This is a genomic window from Luteibacter jiangsuensis (assembly GCF_030812295.1).
GTDB classification, from domain to species: domain Bacteria; phylum Pseudomonadota; class Gammaproteobacteria; order Xanthomonadales; family Rhodanobacteraceae; genus Luteibacter; species Luteibacter jiangsuensis_A.
This window is the reverse complement of sequence record NZ_JAUSSK010000003.1, coordinates 44,948-59,634: the sequence shown is the minus strand read 5'-3', so window position 1 is coordinate 59,634 and position 14,687 is coordinate 44,948. Positions and strand designations below refer to the sequence as shown.

Here is a 14,687-nt window from a genome sequence, read left to right as displayed (position 1 = left end):
GTCAACGTTACGACTCCGTGCCGTTAAGCTCGCGTGAACCCTTCCGATTTTGCCCTTTATTGCGACAATGGGCGTCTGGCAGCCTGGGGACACCATGACCGATGCATCGATCGCGCCCGCATGGCGCCGTTTCACCGCCATCGTCTACGACGCGCTCGCCGTCGTCGCCATCGTGATGGTGGTTGGCCTTCTGACCCAGTTCGCGACGGGCGGGCATCTCGTCGATGACACGGGCCAGCTGCTCGCATGGTGGTACCAGCCCTTGCAGGGCCTCGTCGTGGGCGCCTACTTCCTTGCATCGTGGATGCGTGGCGGGCAGACACTCGGCATGCGCCCGTGGCGGATTCGCGTGACGGGCAATCAAGGCCAACCCGTGAGCGGGAAGCGCGGAATGGTGCGTCTCGTGGTGGCCGCCTTGCCATTGGCGCTGCTGACGATCTACCCACTCGTTTCGCTGAAGACGGCCCTGCTGGCGCCGCTCGCAGGCTGGGCCGTCCTGCTGCTTCCCGCCTTCTTCGATCGCCGCCGACGCGCGATCCACGATATGGTCGCGGGCACGGAAATCCGAAGCCTGCCTACTTGAACTGGTCCGCTGCGGGGACCCACGAACCGGAGGTGGGCGACGGGGCGGGAACGTTGATCTTGATGGAAGCCTCGCATCCCGGCGGCAACGGCCCCCCGGTGATCCGCGCGGTGGTGCAAAGCGGCGTGTTGTCCAGCGCCACCGGAGCCGCGGCCACGGTCGCGCTGTTGGCGGGCGGCAGGTTCTCGGCAAGCGGCTTGGCCGGTGCCATGGTCTGGTTCTTCGCCAGTTCGTCCGGGTTAGCCGGTTTCGGCGGTGGGTCGCCACCGCAACCGAGGGTGAACAACGACAGTGCTTTCATCGTGCCGCCCACGTTGCCGGGACCGGCGACGCAGTTGATCCGGATGCCGCGCGGCAACGAGATCGTCGGGCGCACCGTCGCCGCCTCGACACCCTGGCGAATTACCGTGTCGACCGAGGACTCGCCCTTGGGCGTCCATGCTCCCTCGAAGCGCGTCGCCTTGTAGTCGATGTGCACGCGGCTGCCGGATTGGGGCTCCAGCTTTCCGCGCGGCTTGAGCTCCACATAGGCGCCGACCTGGCCGGTCTTGTCACCCTGCCCGCCAGCGACACCGTCGTCGCGCTGGGACGTGCCATTGGCGCCGGTGAGGCGCGTGCCCTCATCCACGCCGTGCGCGGCGCCCGGCTTGCCACTGTCGGCGGAGGCGCCCGGCGTATTCGAGCCGGATTCGCCCGCCGTGGTCTGGCCGGGAACGAAAGGTTCCGCGGGAGCGCTGTCTCCACTCTTGGCCGTCCGTTCGCTGGCCGCCTTGCCCTCTTCCGCCTGCGTCTTCGCGGTGGACTCGCCCGCCGCGCTATCGCCGGGCGCTTGACCCGGAGGCGCCGGCGCGATGTCCGCCCCCGCCACCGGCCGTTGCAGGTCGGCCGGCGTGACCGCCGGTGCCTGCACGGCTGGCTTGTCGGTGCTGGCGACCGGTGCGGAAACCGCCGGCTTCACCGTGGCGTCCGGCAAGGGGACGGCGTCCAGTTCGGCGGTGGCCTCCACGGCAGGCGCATGGACCGTCTCGACCGCCACCTTCGGCGGCACGGGCCGGGCGTCGAGCGTGAGATCGGGTGTCGGCGCGGACGGTTCCGGGGAAACGTCGGGGAGCGGCGTGTCCTGGGGCGTCGGCGGGGCCGACGACTCCTCCACCTCCGGCCGCGGTACCGTGGCGAGCGTCACCGCCGTGGTCGGAACGGGGGCTGTGTGCTCCGACGTGAGGGTGGGCGGTGTCGGCGTAACCGCCATCTGCGCGGCCGGCGTCTCGGGAATGGCCAGCGACGCCGGGGGCGGCATCGGGGCGAGGCCCTCGGTCTGTGCCTTGCGTACCGGCTCCGGTTGGAAACGTGGCGGGACGACCTGCGGCTTGGGTGTATCGACGGCGAGATCCGGCGGCGCCTGTGTCGGTACGGGGACCTTCTGGAGTTCCGGCTGCTTCGGCGGCGCCTTCGGCTGGGTCAGCGGCCGCTCGATCGTCGCCGCCACGCTCGGCGGTGGCGCACTGGGTTTCACCTCGGGCCTTGCCTGCGGCGGAGGTGCCACCGGCACGGCGATGGCGGGAAGCGCCTTTTTCGTCGAAGCAACCGACGCGGCATGTGAACCGCTCGATGCCCGGCTGGCCTTGGATCGCGAGGTGGACCAGCGCGTCTTCACCACCGGCGCCTTCGACGGCGTGCCACGCACGGGCGGCAGCGGCGGAGGCGGCTTGTCGATCAACCGCACCTGCAACGCGTTGGTGTCCTCTTGTTCCGGTGGCGGTGGCAAGAGCTCGTAGGCCGGACCGAGGATCATGCCGAACAGGAACAGCAGGTGGACGAGGATCGTACCGACCCAGCCAGCGACGCGAAGAAGCCGGTCACGCGGCTTTTGACGCAAGCGGCGCCGGTAGACGAGCGCGTTCATGGCCGCCTCGCGGGGCGAGACGGGCAAGGAGTTCGCGGCGATCTGGCGATCGCTGTCCGGCAGGAAATGCTTCGGCATGGAACGCTAGTGTCCATGCTGCGTTACAAAGGCACAATCGCCATCTTCGCGCGGCTCACTTGCCGAAGCGGCGCTCGCGCTCGGCGTTCTCCTGGTCCATCGCCTTGATCGGGATGTCCGTGGCGCAGCCCTGCGGCAGCGGCTTGTCGGCGCGGAACGCGGCGATGCATTCGGCTTCCGTCGGCGGCACGGGCTGGTCGGGGAGGTCTTTCACGGCGGGATTGGCCGGTGCCATGTTGAGACGCACGTCGCCGTCCTTCTTGGATGCCTTCGACGGATCTTCGCCGCCGCAGCCTACGGGAAGCACGAAGAACACGGTGGCGCACTTGATCCGGGTACCGTGGCCGAGGTCGATCGTCTTCTTCACCGTGGTGGATTCGATGGCGCGGCGCAGGCCCTTGTTGAGCACGTTCTCGTCGCGTGGTGCCCAGTCTTTCTCGAAGCGGGTTTCCTTGTAGGTCACCGTGGTCTTGTGCGACATGATCGCGCTGTCGTCGGTCGGCTTGCGCGCCACGAAATCCGCCTGTGTCGTGGTGCCCGGGCCCTGCTGCTTCGGCATGACGATGGAACCGTCGGCACCGAAAAGGGCTGGTGCGGGCGCCTGGGCGGCCGGCGGCGCGGGTGCGTTTTCCACGGGCGGTTGGTCGGGCACGGGCTCCTTGCGCCGGGGTGGTTCGGGCCGCGTCGCCTCGGGCGACCGAACCTTCGGCGGAGGTTCGGCGACCGGCGGGGGTGGCGGCACGTCGGCCACCGGTGGCGCGGGCCGGGCCGGCTCGATGAAGCGGACCTCGAGCACGTCGTCGCGATCGACCGGCGGCACGAAGCCGGTGGGCAGTCTCGGCTGCATCTCGTAGCGCACCACCATCACGATGAAGACATGCAGGACGAGCGCCACGGCCATCGCCAATACACGCCGCAGGCGGTCGCGCGGCGGCGGCCGCCTGCCGATGGCGTGCAGCGCCGACAGCGTCGCGGCATCGATAGGCTGCAGCCCACGCGGGCGCGCAGCGTCCTCCGTCTCCAGCCGGTGGGGTTCGATGAAGGGCGGTGGCGCCTTGCCGGGGTATTGCACGCGTGCGAGGGTCCCTTTGGCCTCGTGGAGAAAGTCGGACAGCTTAGCGGCGATCCGCTAAACGCAGCGTAAGGCCTGGCCCCTCAGACCGTGAGCGTCCCGGAAGATTCCCGGCGCCCCTTGATTCCGGGGCGGGGAAGGAGAAGGCTTGGGTCCGGGCCCCGCCCGAATCATCGCCATGCCGTCCGGAATCCGGACACACCGAAGGAGGGACGCATCGTGTCGCCATCCACGGAACACATCCGCAGCCTCGCCCTTGCCGGCCACGCCGGAGCCGGCAAGACCACCCTGTTCGAAGCGATGCTCCACGCCGGCGGCGCGCTGACCGGCATGGGCAGCGTCGAACGTGGCAGTACCGTTTCCGACACCGATCCGATGGAGAAGGCCCGCGGTCATTCGATCGACGCGTCCATCGCCTCCATCGAGCGCAACGGCTATCGCATCCACCTGCTCGATACACCCGGTTATGCCGACTTCCGCGGTCCCGCCCTGGCCGCGCTCGCTGCCGCCGATACCGTCGCGATCGTCGTCAACGCCGCGAATGGCATCGAGCACGGCACGCGCTCGATGATGGCCCATGCGAAGCAACGCGGCATCGCCCGCCTCATCGTCGTGAACCGCATCGATGCGGAAGGCGTGGACCTCGCAGCGCTGGTGGACGACCTGCGCGAGGAATTCGGCAACGAATGCCTTCCCCTCAACCTTCCCGCGTCGAAGGGCCATTCCGTCCGCGACGCCTTCTTCCAGACCGCGGGCGACACCGATTTCTCCTCACCCGGCGAAGCCCACCAGCGGATCATCGACCAGGTCGTCGAGATCGACGACGAGGTGATGGAACACTATCTGGAAGCGGGTGAATCCGCCTTGTCGGCGGCGGAGATCCGCGCCGCGCTCGAACACTGCCTACGCGACGGGCACCTCGTGCCCATCGTGTTCACCAGCGCGCGCGACGGCGTGGGCGTCGTCGAGTTACTGGATCTGGTCGAAAGGATCCTGCCATGCCCCAGCGAGACGAACCCGCCCCCGTTCCTGGACGCGAACGACAAACCCTTCGAGGTGACCGCCGATCCGGCACGGCATGTCATCGCCGACGTGTTCAAGATCGTCAACGATCCCTTCGTCGGCAAGCTCGGCGTCTTCCGTGTCTGGCAAGGCTGCGTGCGCAAGGATTCGCCGCTGTTCGTCGACGACGGGCGCAAGCCGTTCAAGGTGGCCCACCTGTTCCGCTTGAAGGGCCGCGAACACGTCGAGATCGACGAAGCGTTGCCGGGCGATATCGCGGCCGTGGCCAAGATCGACGACATCCACTTCGACGCCGTGCTGCACGATGCATCCGACGAAGGACGCATCCATCTCGAGCCGGCCGCCTTTCCCGTGCCGATGTACGGTCTCGCCGTGGAACCCGCGCACAAAGGCCAGGAACAGAAACTGTCGCAGGCCCTGGGCAAGCTGGCGGAGGAAGATCCCTGCTTCCGCGTGGAACATCACAAGGAGCTCAACGAGACCGTGGTGCGCGGCCTATCCGACCTGCACCTGAAACTCATGCTGGAACGGATGAAGGCGCGCTACGACGTCGACGTCATGACGCATCCACCGCGCATCGCGTATCGCGAAACCATCGGTACGGCGGCGGAGGGCCACCACCGTCACAAAAAGCAGACCGGTGGTGCAGGCCAGTTCGGCGAGGTATTCCTGCGCGTGGAACCGCTGGATCGTGGCGCGGGCTTCGTCTTCGACGACCAGACCAAGGGCGGCGTCATACCGGGACAATTCATGCCCGCGATCGAGAAAGGCGTCCGCCAGGCATTGGACCATGGCGCGATCGCGGGATATCCCATCCAGGACGTGCGCGTGATCGTCTACGACGGCAAGCACCACCCGGTGGATTCCAAGGAAGTCGCTTTCATCAGCGCGGGCCGCAAGGCCTTCCTCGATGCCGTCTCGCGCGCACGGCCACTGGTACTGGAGCCGCTGGTGGACCTGGAGGTGTCGATTCCCGACCACTACGTGGGCGATGTGACCGGCGGCCTCGCCTCGCGACGGGCGCAGATCATGGGCACCGATTCGCTACGCGGCAGCGAGACACTCATCAAGGCCCGCGTGCCGCTGGCGGAACTCATCGACTACCCGACCCAACTCAAGGCCATGACCGGAGGCCAGGGGCGCTACGCGATGGCCTTCAGTCACTACGACACCGTTCCGCCGGGGGTGCAGAAGAAGCTGGCCGAGGCGTGGAAGCCGAAGGTGGAGGAAGACTGAGGCCGATGTCGGGGCCCGTCAGCCCTCGGGCCATTCAGGCCGTCTTGCGCTTCGGCTTGAGCATGGTGCCGATGCACTTGGACGAGCCGCAGCGGCAGCCCCATACCTTCTTCAACCGTGCCGTATGCGGCATGTCGAGCGTGATGCCGTAGTCGTAGGTGAGTTCCTCACCCGGCGCGATATCGCGAATGGCCTCGATCAGGACACGGTCGTTCTTCGATGGTTTGCCTTCCACCGCTTCCTCGATCAGCGCCTGGCAGTTCGGATCGCAGCTGTGGTTGATCCAGCGCGCGGTGTTGCCATGGCTGTTGCCGTCGACGATGAAGCGCTCGTTGAGGGTGAACAGGAAAGTATGCCCGGTTTCACCGCCGTCGCCGTAGCGTTTGTCGGCCTGCGCGTGGGTGATGCGGTCGCCCTTGTATTCGATGATCTCTTCGCCGGCCTTGATCGGGGCCGTGGCGAAGACGCCGTTTCCATGGATGGGCGAACGTCGTGCGGCAATGCGTCGGGTCATGGGGAAATCGAAGTCTCGGAGATAATCGCTGATGATGCCTGCTCGCCACCCGCTTGGGAACCGCGTTTGAAACGCACGTCTCGCGCGCACGGCCCGGGCGGCGCTACCATCGAACAGCTGTTCGACTCCCCTTGCCGGAAGCCCAGGGAATGACCTCGATCGTCCGCCGTCCTCTCATCCGTTCCGCCCTGCTCGCCGGCGTGGCCCTGCTGGCCGCCTGCGGGCCCGCCAGGAAGAGCGTGTTTCCGCCCTCCGTCACCCTGCAGGAGGTCACGGCCAAACCCGGCGGGGTGTGGCACATGACCTTGCGCATTCGCAACAACAGCTACGCCGGGATGTCGTTCGAGACCTTCCAGGGCACGCTGCGCGTCGGTGAACTCGGCGGCGTGCTGCTCGATGCGAAGATCGACCAGGACATTCCCTCGTTCGCCGCCGACGTCGCGACGATCGACCTGTTGCCGACAGCCGAGATGTCGAAGGCTCTCGCCGAACTGGCCGCCAAGGGCAGCTCCGGCGCCCTCCCCTACAGCATCGATGGCCGGGTCAGCGCCACTCCGGAGAAGGAAGACGCGTCGCGGTCCTTCCCCGTCCACGGCAAGAACTGGCTTTCGCCCGTGCCGGGCATCCCCGATACCTACCGCTCGCCCTGACCCATCCACGCCGCGCCGCGCGCGGCCGCCCAGGATCATCCGCATGACGATTTACAAAGCCCCCCTCGACGACATGCGCTTCGCGCTCTACGACGTACTCGGCGCCGAAGCCGTGCTCGCCCGCCTCGAAGGCGGTGAAGGACACACGCGCGACCTGCTCGATGCCGTGCTCGATGAAGCGGCCCGGTTCAACGAACAGGTGCTGGCGCCGTTGAACGGACCGGGCGACGAGGAAGGTTGCCATTTCGACAAGGCCACGCGCACCGTCACCACGCCGAAAGGTTTCAAGGAAGCGTATCGCCAGTACGCCGAGGGGGGCTGGGCCGGCCTCACCGCGCACGAGAAGTACGGCGGCCAGGCATTGCCCGCCGTACTCGGCACGCTGACCAAGGAAATGATCGACTCGGCGAATCTCGCCTGGGGCATCTATCCCCTGCTTTCCCACGGCGCCACCAGCGCCCTGGAGCACCACGGAGACGAGTGGCAGCAGGAGGTCTTCCTCAAGCCCCTCGTCGAAGGTCGCTGGACCGGCACCATGTGCCTCACCGAGCCGCAGGCGGGGTCCGACCTCGGCCTGCTGAAGACGCGCGCCGAACCGAACGCCGATGGCAGCTACCGTGTCACCGGCACCAAGATCTTCATCAGCGCCGGCGAGCACGATTTCGCCGAGAACATCGTCCACCTCGTGCTCGCGCGCTTGCCGGGTGCGCCCGAGGGCAGCCGCGGCATCTCGATGCTGGTCGTGCCGAAGTTCAAGGTGAACAGGGACGGCTCCATGGGTGAGCGCAATGCCGTCGCCGCCGGTGCCATCGAGCACAAGATGGGTATCAAGGGTTCCGCCACCTGCGTGATGAACTTCGACGAGGCGGAAGGTTGGCTGGTCGGTCCCGCGCACAAGGGCCTCGTGGCGATGTTCACCATGATGAACGCTGCGCGCCTGGCCGTCGGCATCCAGGGCCTCGGCCTGGCCGAACGCGCCTTGCAGAACAGCCTCAACTATGCGCGCGAGCGCCTGCAGATGCGCGCGCTATCGGGCCCGAAGCTGCCGGAGAAGCCGGCCGATCCGCTCACCGTGCATCCGGATGTGCGCCGCATGCTGCTGACCCAGCGCGCCTTCGTCGAAGCCGGACGCGTACTCGCCACCTATGCGGCCTTGCAGAGCGATATCGAGGCACGCGACACCGATCCGCTGGCCCGCAAGACGGCGGGCGAGCTGCTGTCCTTCCTCATCCCGATCGCCAAGGGCCTGCTCACCGAGGCGGCCCAGGAATGCACGAAGGAAGCGCTGCAGATCTTCGGTGGCCACGGGTACATCGCCGAGCACGGCATGGAGCAATTCGTCCGCGACGCCCGCATCATCACGCTCTACGAGGGCACCACGCAGATCCAGGCGCTGGACCTGCTCGGTCGGAAGATCATGCAACTGCAGGGCGCCGGCCTGAAGCATTTCCTCGGCGAGATCTCCGCGTTCTGCCAGGCCAACCAGGCCAACGAGAGCGTCAAGGCCTTCGTCGGGCCGTTGGCCGTGGCGACCAAGGCATGGGGCGACCTGACCCAGGCCATCGCGCAAAACGCACAGGCCAACCCGGAAGAACTCGGCGCCGCCGCCGTCGACTACCTGTACTTCTCCGGCTACGTGACCCTTGCCTACTTCTGGGCGAAGAGCGTGCTGGCGGCGGCTGGCTCCGCGCTTTCCGCGGACGCGAAGCAAGCCAAGCGCGACACCGCCACGTTCTACTTCAGCCGCATCCTGCCGCGCATCCACGTGCACAAGGCCGCGATCGAGGCGGGCGTGGCGACACTGCCCGAGGTTCTTTAACCGCACGGCCACGGAACGATTGCAAAAGCCCAGGGAAGGGCGAGAGCTGACGGGTGGGAGCCGATTCATCGGCGATCCCGCGACAGCGGGCCAGGCTGAAGCGGGCACCCATCGCCGATGAATCGGCTCCCGCAAAGGCACGCCTACACCCTCGCGGGACTTTCCCCGGCATCCGTGAAGGTGTAGAAAAAGGCTTCCGCCCGGACCCTTCGCCACGACGGTGCCAGATACGATGAGCGACTCCACGTTCCTGATACGTCTCGCCGAGAGCGATGACGACGAGTTCATCCTTGGCCTGGTCCCACGTTTCGTCGATTTCCCCCTGCCTAACGGGCGCAGCCGCAGCGATTGCCTGAAGGGCATCGAGGCGGACCTGGTGAAGCACCTCGACGAGCAACCCTCGAACAGCTACATCTTCGTCGCCGAGAACGACGAAGGCGAACCCGTGGGCTTCGTCCACCTTCAGAAGACGAAGGACTTCTTCACCCACCGCGACAACTGCCATATCTCCGATATCGCGGTCGCCGAGGCATACGAGGGTGCCGGAGTTGGCAAGTTCCTGCTGGACCATGCCTATGGCTGGGCCAAGGAACATCGCTGCCAGTTCGTGACACTGGCGGTCTTTCCCGGCAACGAGCGCGCCCGCGACATGTACATGAAGCACGGCTTCGACACCGACCTCATGCGCATGGCGAAGCCGGTTCGCTGACGAAACGCCCAACCCTGGTGGGAGCCGACCCTGTCGACGATCCCGCGGCGGCAAGCCAGGTTGACGCACCATGGTGGGAGCCGACCTTGTCGGCGATCCCGCGGCAGCGGGCCAGGTCGGGGCAAGCACCCATCGCCGGCAGGGTCGGTGCCCATCAGGGTGGCTCCCACCCAGGATTTCCCGCCGGGCAGGTTTCCTGCCCAAAAAAAGGGCCGCCCCAAGGCAGCCCTCTCCGATCGATCCGAACGAGAGCCGGTCAGGCCTTCGCGGTCGTCTCTTCCAGGCGCTCGCGCGCATCCAGGCGAGCCGCCATGCGATCGATGTTGGCCAACGACACGAGGTGCGCGTAGATCCAGCCCAGGGCGCCTTCACGCAGGAACTCGTGGGCGGTCTTCTCGTCGAGGTTGCGCAGCTTTTCCTCGTTGATCACGAAGAGACCATTGAGGTTGATGCCCTTGCCTTCCTTCTGCAGCGTGATGGTGCGCGGCTCGAGCAGGTCGTGCTCGCGCAGCTTGCCCATGAACCACTGCGTGCGCGCGACGTGGTCCTGGAACTCGCCCAGGAAGTTCACGGCGTTGGTCAGGGCCGGTGCGTCGGTGCCGTCTTCATTGAAGAGACGCTCGCCTTCAGTGTCGTTGAAGCCTTCATAGGCCTCGTCGAGGAACACGGTGAAGTCGTCGCCCTCGGTACCGGCCGGCTTCTCGGCCAGCACGAACGGATAACGGCGGACGAAAGCGGGGACATAGATGCCCTGCTCCCAGAAGCCATTGTCGCCGACCAGCAGGTTCTCGCCCTGACGCAGGCCGAGCAGGGCCATGGGGCCCGCCTCTTCCATCGTGTTGCCGGCGAACAGGATCGGGAAATCGCGCGCGGCAGGCGCGAATTCCACGCCCGTCAGCGGCACGGAGTGCGCGGTGGCGGCGAAACGGATGTTGTTCACGGCCTTCAGACGCAGGTCGCGGTGGGCGGTACGGTTCAGGGGAACCGGACGCTCGTAGAAAAGCACTTCTGCCACTGTGTAACCCTCATGGACCCGCCGAACCTGGGAAGCCACCCCGGCCCCCCTTCCAAACTCGCCGGGCGCTCGAATGCGAACGCCCACTATAACAGCGGTCAATGACAGGAAAAGCCCCCGCAAGAAGCGTACCGGGGGGTGCTTTTCTGTCGCAATTATCGGCTATGCTCGGGTCGAAGGCCTTGCGAGGCCGAGGATCGGATGGTCGATCCGCACGGAGTTCGGCTTGCTGGAACGCTCTTTCGCTTATGTGAAGGACGAGACACGATGACGATGGAAGTGCTCCAAGAGGACCTGCCGAGGGTGTCCGCGCTCCATGCGACGCGGGTACTTTCCCTCGATGCGGCGGGTCGCATCCTGGACTGGATCAGTTGGCAGGATGCGGTCTGCCTCTATGTGCGCGGCGTGGTGGCCTGGACCCTGGGCGACCCCTGCGTCACCGTCCATGGCGGCGTCAACCGGGCCAGTGGCCTGCGCAGCAGCCTCGAACTCCACCCGATCGTGGCCAGCACAGGCCACTGCCGCGAACACGCGATCGATCCGGCGCCCGCCCTCACCAACACCGCCCTGTTCGCCCGCGACCGGCATATCTGCCTCTACTGCGGTCACCAGTACACCCGTCACGAACTCACCCGCGACCATGTGGTGCCGTTGTCCAAGAAGGGCGCCGACGAGTGGGAGAACGTGGTCAGCGCCTGCCTGGCCTGTAACCTGCGCAAGAGCAACCGGACGCCACAACAGGCGAACATGCCGCTGCTGGCCGTGCCGTACAGGCCGAGCTGGGTCGAACACCTGATCCTGTCCAACCGCAATATCCTGGCCGACCAGATGGAATTCCTGGTCAGTCACCTGCCGCGGGACCGGCGTCCGGCCTGAGCCGGGCCCAAACCGTCCGCAAGGATTCACGTCCCATCCCTTGCCCCGGCCCGGCTGGAGGCGAACAATAGGCGGATGAACGACCTCTCCCGTTACCCCTATCTGGCGCAGATCGACTCGCCGGAGGACCTCCGGCGCTTCCCGGTGGACGAATTGCCGGCGATCGCCGACGAACTGCGCCGTTACCTGATCGAGGCCGTGGCCTCGTCAGGCGGGCATTTCGGCGCGGGCCTGGGCGTGGTCGAGCTCACCGTCGCCCTGCACCACGTGTTCGAGACCCCGCATGACCGCCTGGTCTGGGACGTGGGCCACCAATGCTATCCGCACAAGATCCTCACCGGCCGGCGCGACCGGATCACCACGATCAAGAAGAAGGACGGGCTCGCGCCCTTCCCTCGCCGCGAGGAGAGCGAATACGACACCTTTGGCGTGGGCCACTCGTCCACCTCGATCTCCGCCGCACTGGGCATGGCCCTGGCGCTTCAGCGCCGTGGCGACCCGCGCAAGGTCGTGGCCGTGATCGGCGACGGCGCGATGACCGCCGGCATGGCCTTCGAGGCGCTCAACCACGGCGGTGACGTCGAGCCGAACCTGCTGGTGATCCTGAACGACAACGGCATGTCGATCAGCGAGAACGTCGGCGCGATGACCAAGATGATGGCCAGTGCGATGTCCAGCCGCACGCTCAACGCATGGCGCGAACGGGCCAAGAAAGCGATGCCGCGCGAGTCCTTCTTCGGCCGCTTCTTCAAGCGCTGGGAAGAACACGCCAAGGGCATGTTCGTGCCGTCCACGCTGTTCGAGGAACTGGGTTTCCACTACACCGGTCCGATCGACGGCCACAACATGGCCCAGCTGGTGAACGCGCTGGAGACGGTGAAGGCCCTTCCCGGCCCGCAGCTGATCCACGTGATGACCACCAAGGGCAAAGGCTACGAGCCAGCCGAGAAGGCGCAGATCGAATACCACGCGGTGGGACCGTTCGACCCGGTCGCCGGCCTGGTCAAGAAGGGCGCACCGGCCAAGCCGACCTACACAGACATCTTCAGCGACTGGCTCTGCGACATGGCCGCGGCCGACGAGCGCCTGCTCGGCATCACCCCGGCGATGCGCGAGGGCTCGGGCCTGGTCCGTTTTTCCAGGGAATACCCACAGCGCTATTTCGACGTGGCGATCGCCGAGCAGCATGCGGTGACGCTCGCGGCGGGCATGGCGGTCGAGGGAGCGAAACCGGTGGTGGCGATCTATTCCACCTTCCTTCAGCGCGCCTACGACCAGGCCATCCACGATGTCGCCCTGCAGAACCTCGACGTCACCTTCGCCATCGACCGCGCGGGCGTGGTCGGCCCGGATGGCGCCACGCATTCAGGCAGCTTCGATCTCTCGTTCATGCGCTGCCTGCCGAACATGGTGATCATGGCGCCGGCCGACGAGAACGAGTGCCGCACCATGCTCAGCACCGGCTTCCACTACAACGGCCCCGCCGCCGTGCGCTATCCGCGTGGTACCGGCCCCGGAACGAAGCTGGCCGAGACACTGGAAACCTATCCGATCGGCAAGGCCGAGGTGCGCCGCCGTGGCCACCACGGCCTGGCGATCCTGTCGTTCGGCACCATGCTCGCCCCCGCCGCCGTCATCGCCGCGGAAGTCGACGCCACGCTGGTGAACATGCGCTTCGTGAAGCCGCTGGACGAGGAATTGATCCTCGAACTCGCGCGCTCGCACAAGGCCTTCGTCACCATCGAGGACAACGCCATCGCCGGCGGCGCCGGCGCGGCCGTGGCCGAATGCCTGGCGGCGCACGGCGTCACGTTGCCGATCCAGCACCTTGGTCTTCCGGATGTCTACCTGGAACACGGCAGCCGCGAGGAAGTGCTGACCATGGCCGGCCTGGACCTGCCGCAGATCCGTCATGCGATCCGCGCGCGGTTTCCGCAGTTCGTGGATGCGCCGGTGGCTAGCGCGGGGTGACCCGCGCCTTTCCTTCTACGGCATCGCCGAGTAAGAACCGTAGATGGTCGCAAGTGACGGTCGGCTAGAGCGAAGGCTCTGCCTCTGCCGGCAGGTATTCGACGCGTCAGTTTGGGAACATCGGCAATCTAAGCAGCGGCGTGTCGTCGGTCTCCCAGATATCGACTTCGTAAGGAATCTTGTTTCTATCCACAAACAATGATGCGAGCACGTGCACACCGTCCAGGTCGGTGAAATCGACATCAGAAATCAATTGGTCAAAATCTCGATCTGCCTGCCGCAGAAGGACAAACCCTCCCCTGGAGCCTTCACTATCGAGATTCTCGACGCGCACTTCGTCCAGCCAGGACTCACTCGGATGAGTTAAGCCTCCCTTTCGCATGAGATACACCAATAGGGACCGTTCTTCTGGCGTAAGAACTCTCATGGCGTTGTTCCCGAGGTCGTCATGTGCCCGATGTTAATTGAGCCGTCTGGTAGTCGATACGCAGTGTAGGTAACTTCCACTCCCTTTACCCCTGCACCGCTCAGCGAGACATACGGTTCCGCCGCCAGCGGGGTAAAGCCAAAGCTCTGGAACCAGGCGATGCCTTCCTGCACTGGCTCGAATTGCAGCCGGCGCCCACTGCCCAGCGCTACCGGCCACGCCTCGATTTCCATGCTTTGACGATTTCTTGCCTGAAGACCCACGCAAATGCAGTGTGGCCAACGAGACTAACGGCGACGTAAACCTTGCAACCCGTTGCGATGTCCATCGTCCAGGCGTAGATAATCGCCGGTATGAGTGCCACGAGCGAAAATCTCAGTGCAAGGTACTTATAAGCGTTCAACTGTTAACTCCGTTGCGACCACCTCGAACCATCTCAGCAGCTTCAGGTAACGCAAGAGCGAACACTCGGCTGGAGTGAGTTCCCTCATGGTGAAGTCGTCGTTTCGCACACGAGTTCGTATATTCGCTTGCCATCGTGATGCTGAATGACAATGTCGCGGATCATCTCGATCGATTGAAGTGCGCTGTTCGCCGCGGAGGTGTCCACGATCATGTCGATATCGGGAACCAGATCCGTGTCACGCATGTGGAATCCCTCGACACCCAACGCATTGCGTTCCAGCAAGACGTCCAACGCCCGCAGCAGCGACTCGTAGTCGAGCAGCAGCGTGCCGAACCGATCGATCGCTCCAATTCCTGCTCCAGACAAGAGTTCCTTCAGTCGCATCGTACGATCCGGCGGATCATT

The 14,687-nt window shown here is 65.8% G+C and carries 14 protein-coding genes; 7 read left to right on the top strand and 7 right to left on the bottom strand.

The genetic code is table 11. The features are described from left to right. Positions 1-94: 94 nt before the first annotated feature. Positions 95-583 (top strand): RDD family protein, encoded by a 489-nt coding sequence (locus tag J2T07_RS10355; RefSeq protein ID WP_306849650.1) that lies wholly within the window; start codon positions 95-97, stop codon positions 581-583. Here the strand turns inward: J2T07_RS10355 and J2T07_RS10350 are convergent. Both J2T07_RS10350 and J2T07_RS10345 read right to left on the bottom strand, forming a co-directional pair. Continuing rightward, a complete protein-coding gene (locus J2T07_RS10350) occupies positions 576-2,564 on the bottom strand; it encodes a hypothetical protein (protein WP_306849648.1) in 1,989 nt (662 codons plus the stop codon). The genes J2T07_RS10355 and J2T07_RS10350 overlap by 8 nt on opposite strands. Before the next feature lie 55 nt (positions 2,565-2,619). Then, positions 2,620-3,636, bottom strand: a complete 1,017-nt coding sequence (locus J2T07_RS10345) for a hypothetical protein (protein WP_306849646.1) — start codon at positions 3,634-3,636, stop codon at positions 2,620-2,622. Positions 3,637-3,855: 219 nt separating this feature from the next. Here J2T07_RS10345 and fusA point away from each other — a divergent pair, with 219 nt between their 5' ends. Next, positions 3,856-5,895, top strand: a complete 2,040-nt coding sequence (gene fusA, locus J2T07_RS10340) for an elongation factor G (protein WP_306849644.1) — start codon at positions 3,856-3,858, stop codon at positions 5,893-5,895. A gap of 34 nt (positions 5,896-5,929) precedes the next feature. On the opposite strand, the gene J2T07_RS10335 is transcribed toward fusA, so the two are convergent. Beyond that, positions 5,930-6,409, bottom strand: a complete 480-nt coding sequence (locus J2T07_RS10335; protein WP_306849642.1) for an SET domain-containing protein — start codon at positions 6,407-6,409, stop codon at positions 5,930-5,932. A gap of 149 nt (positions 6,410-6,558) precedes the next feature. Between J2T07_RS10335 and J2T07_RS10330 the strand changes: the two genes are divergently transcribed. The 3 genes from J2T07_RS10330 (at position 6,559) to J2T07_RS10320 (ending at position 9,587) form a co-directional block, all read left to right on the top strand. Further along, on the top strand, positions 6,559-7,059 hold the full coding sequence (locus J2T07_RS10330; RefSeq protein WP_306849639.1) for a hypothetical protein: 501 nt from the start codon (positions 6,559-6,561) through the stop codon (positions 7,057-7,059). 43 nt (positions 7,060-7,102) lie between these two features. Continuing rightward, a complete protein-coding gene (locus tag J2T07_RS10325; protein ID WP_306849638.1) occupies positions 7,103-8,878 on the top strand; it encodes an acyl-CoA dehydrogenase C-terminal domain-containing protein in 1,776 nt (591 codons plus the stop codon). 232 nt (positions 8,879-9,110) lie between these two features. Then, positions 9,111-9,587, top strand: coding sequence for a GNAT family N-acetyltransferase (locus J2T07_RS10320; protein WP_306849635.1), 477 nt, complete (start codon positions 9,111-9,113; stop codon positions 9,585-9,587). Positions 9,588-9,843: 256 nt separating this feature from the next. Here the strand turns inward: J2T07_RS10320 and J2T07_RS10315 are convergent, their stop codons facing one another. Continuing rightward, a complete protein-coding gene (locus J2T07_RS10315) occupies positions 9,844-10,602 on the bottom strand; it encodes a SapC family protein (RefSeq protein WP_306849633.1) in 759 nt (252 codons plus the stop codon). 273 nt (positions 10,603-10,875) lie between these two features. Between J2T07_RS10315 and J2T07_RS10310 the strand changes: the two genes are divergently transcribed. Next, positions 10,876-11,478 carry an HNH endonuclease gene (locus J2T07_RS10310; protein ID WP_306849631.1) on the top strand — a complete coding sequence of 201 codons (603 nt, stop codon included), beginning with the start codon at positions 10,876-10,878 and terminating at the stop codon, positions 11,476-11,478. A gap of 75 nt (positions 11,479-11,553) precedes the next feature. Beyond that, positions 11,554-13,449, top strand: coding sequence for a 1-deoxy-D-xylulose-5-phosphate synthase (gene dxs, locus J2T07_RS10305; protein ID WP_306849629.1), 1,896 nt, complete (start codon positions 11,554-11,556; stop codon positions 13,447-13,449). Positions 13,450-13,555: 106 nt separating this feature from the next. Here the strand turns inward: dxs and J2T07_RS10300 are convergent, their stop codons facing one another. From J2T07_RS10300 to J2T07_RS10290, 3 genes are all read right to left on the bottom strand, one after another. After that, the gene (locus J2T07_RS10300; RefSeq protein WP_306849627.1) at positions 13,556-13,876 is read right to left on the bottom strand and encodes a DUF6984 family protein; all 321 of its coding nucleotides are present in this window, start codon (positions 13,874-13,876) and stop codon (positions 13,556-13,558) included. After that, on the bottom strand, positions 13,873-14,109 hold the full coding sequence (locus J2T07_RS10295; RefSeq protein ID WP_306849625.1) for a hypothetical protein: 237 nt from the start codon (positions 14,107-14,109) through the stop codon (positions 13,873-13,875). The genes J2T07_RS10300 and J2T07_RS10295 overlap by 4 nt, the downstream gene beginning before the upstream one ends. Before the next feature lie 254 nt (positions 14,110-14,363). After that, positions 14,364-14,666 carry a hypothetical protein gene (locus J2T07_RS10290; RefSeq protein WP_306849623.1) on the bottom strand — a complete coding sequence of 101 codons (303 nt, stop codon included), beginning with the start codon at positions 14,664-14,666 and terminating at the stop codon, positions 14,364-14,366. Positions 14,667-14,687 lie beyond the last annotated feature (21 nt).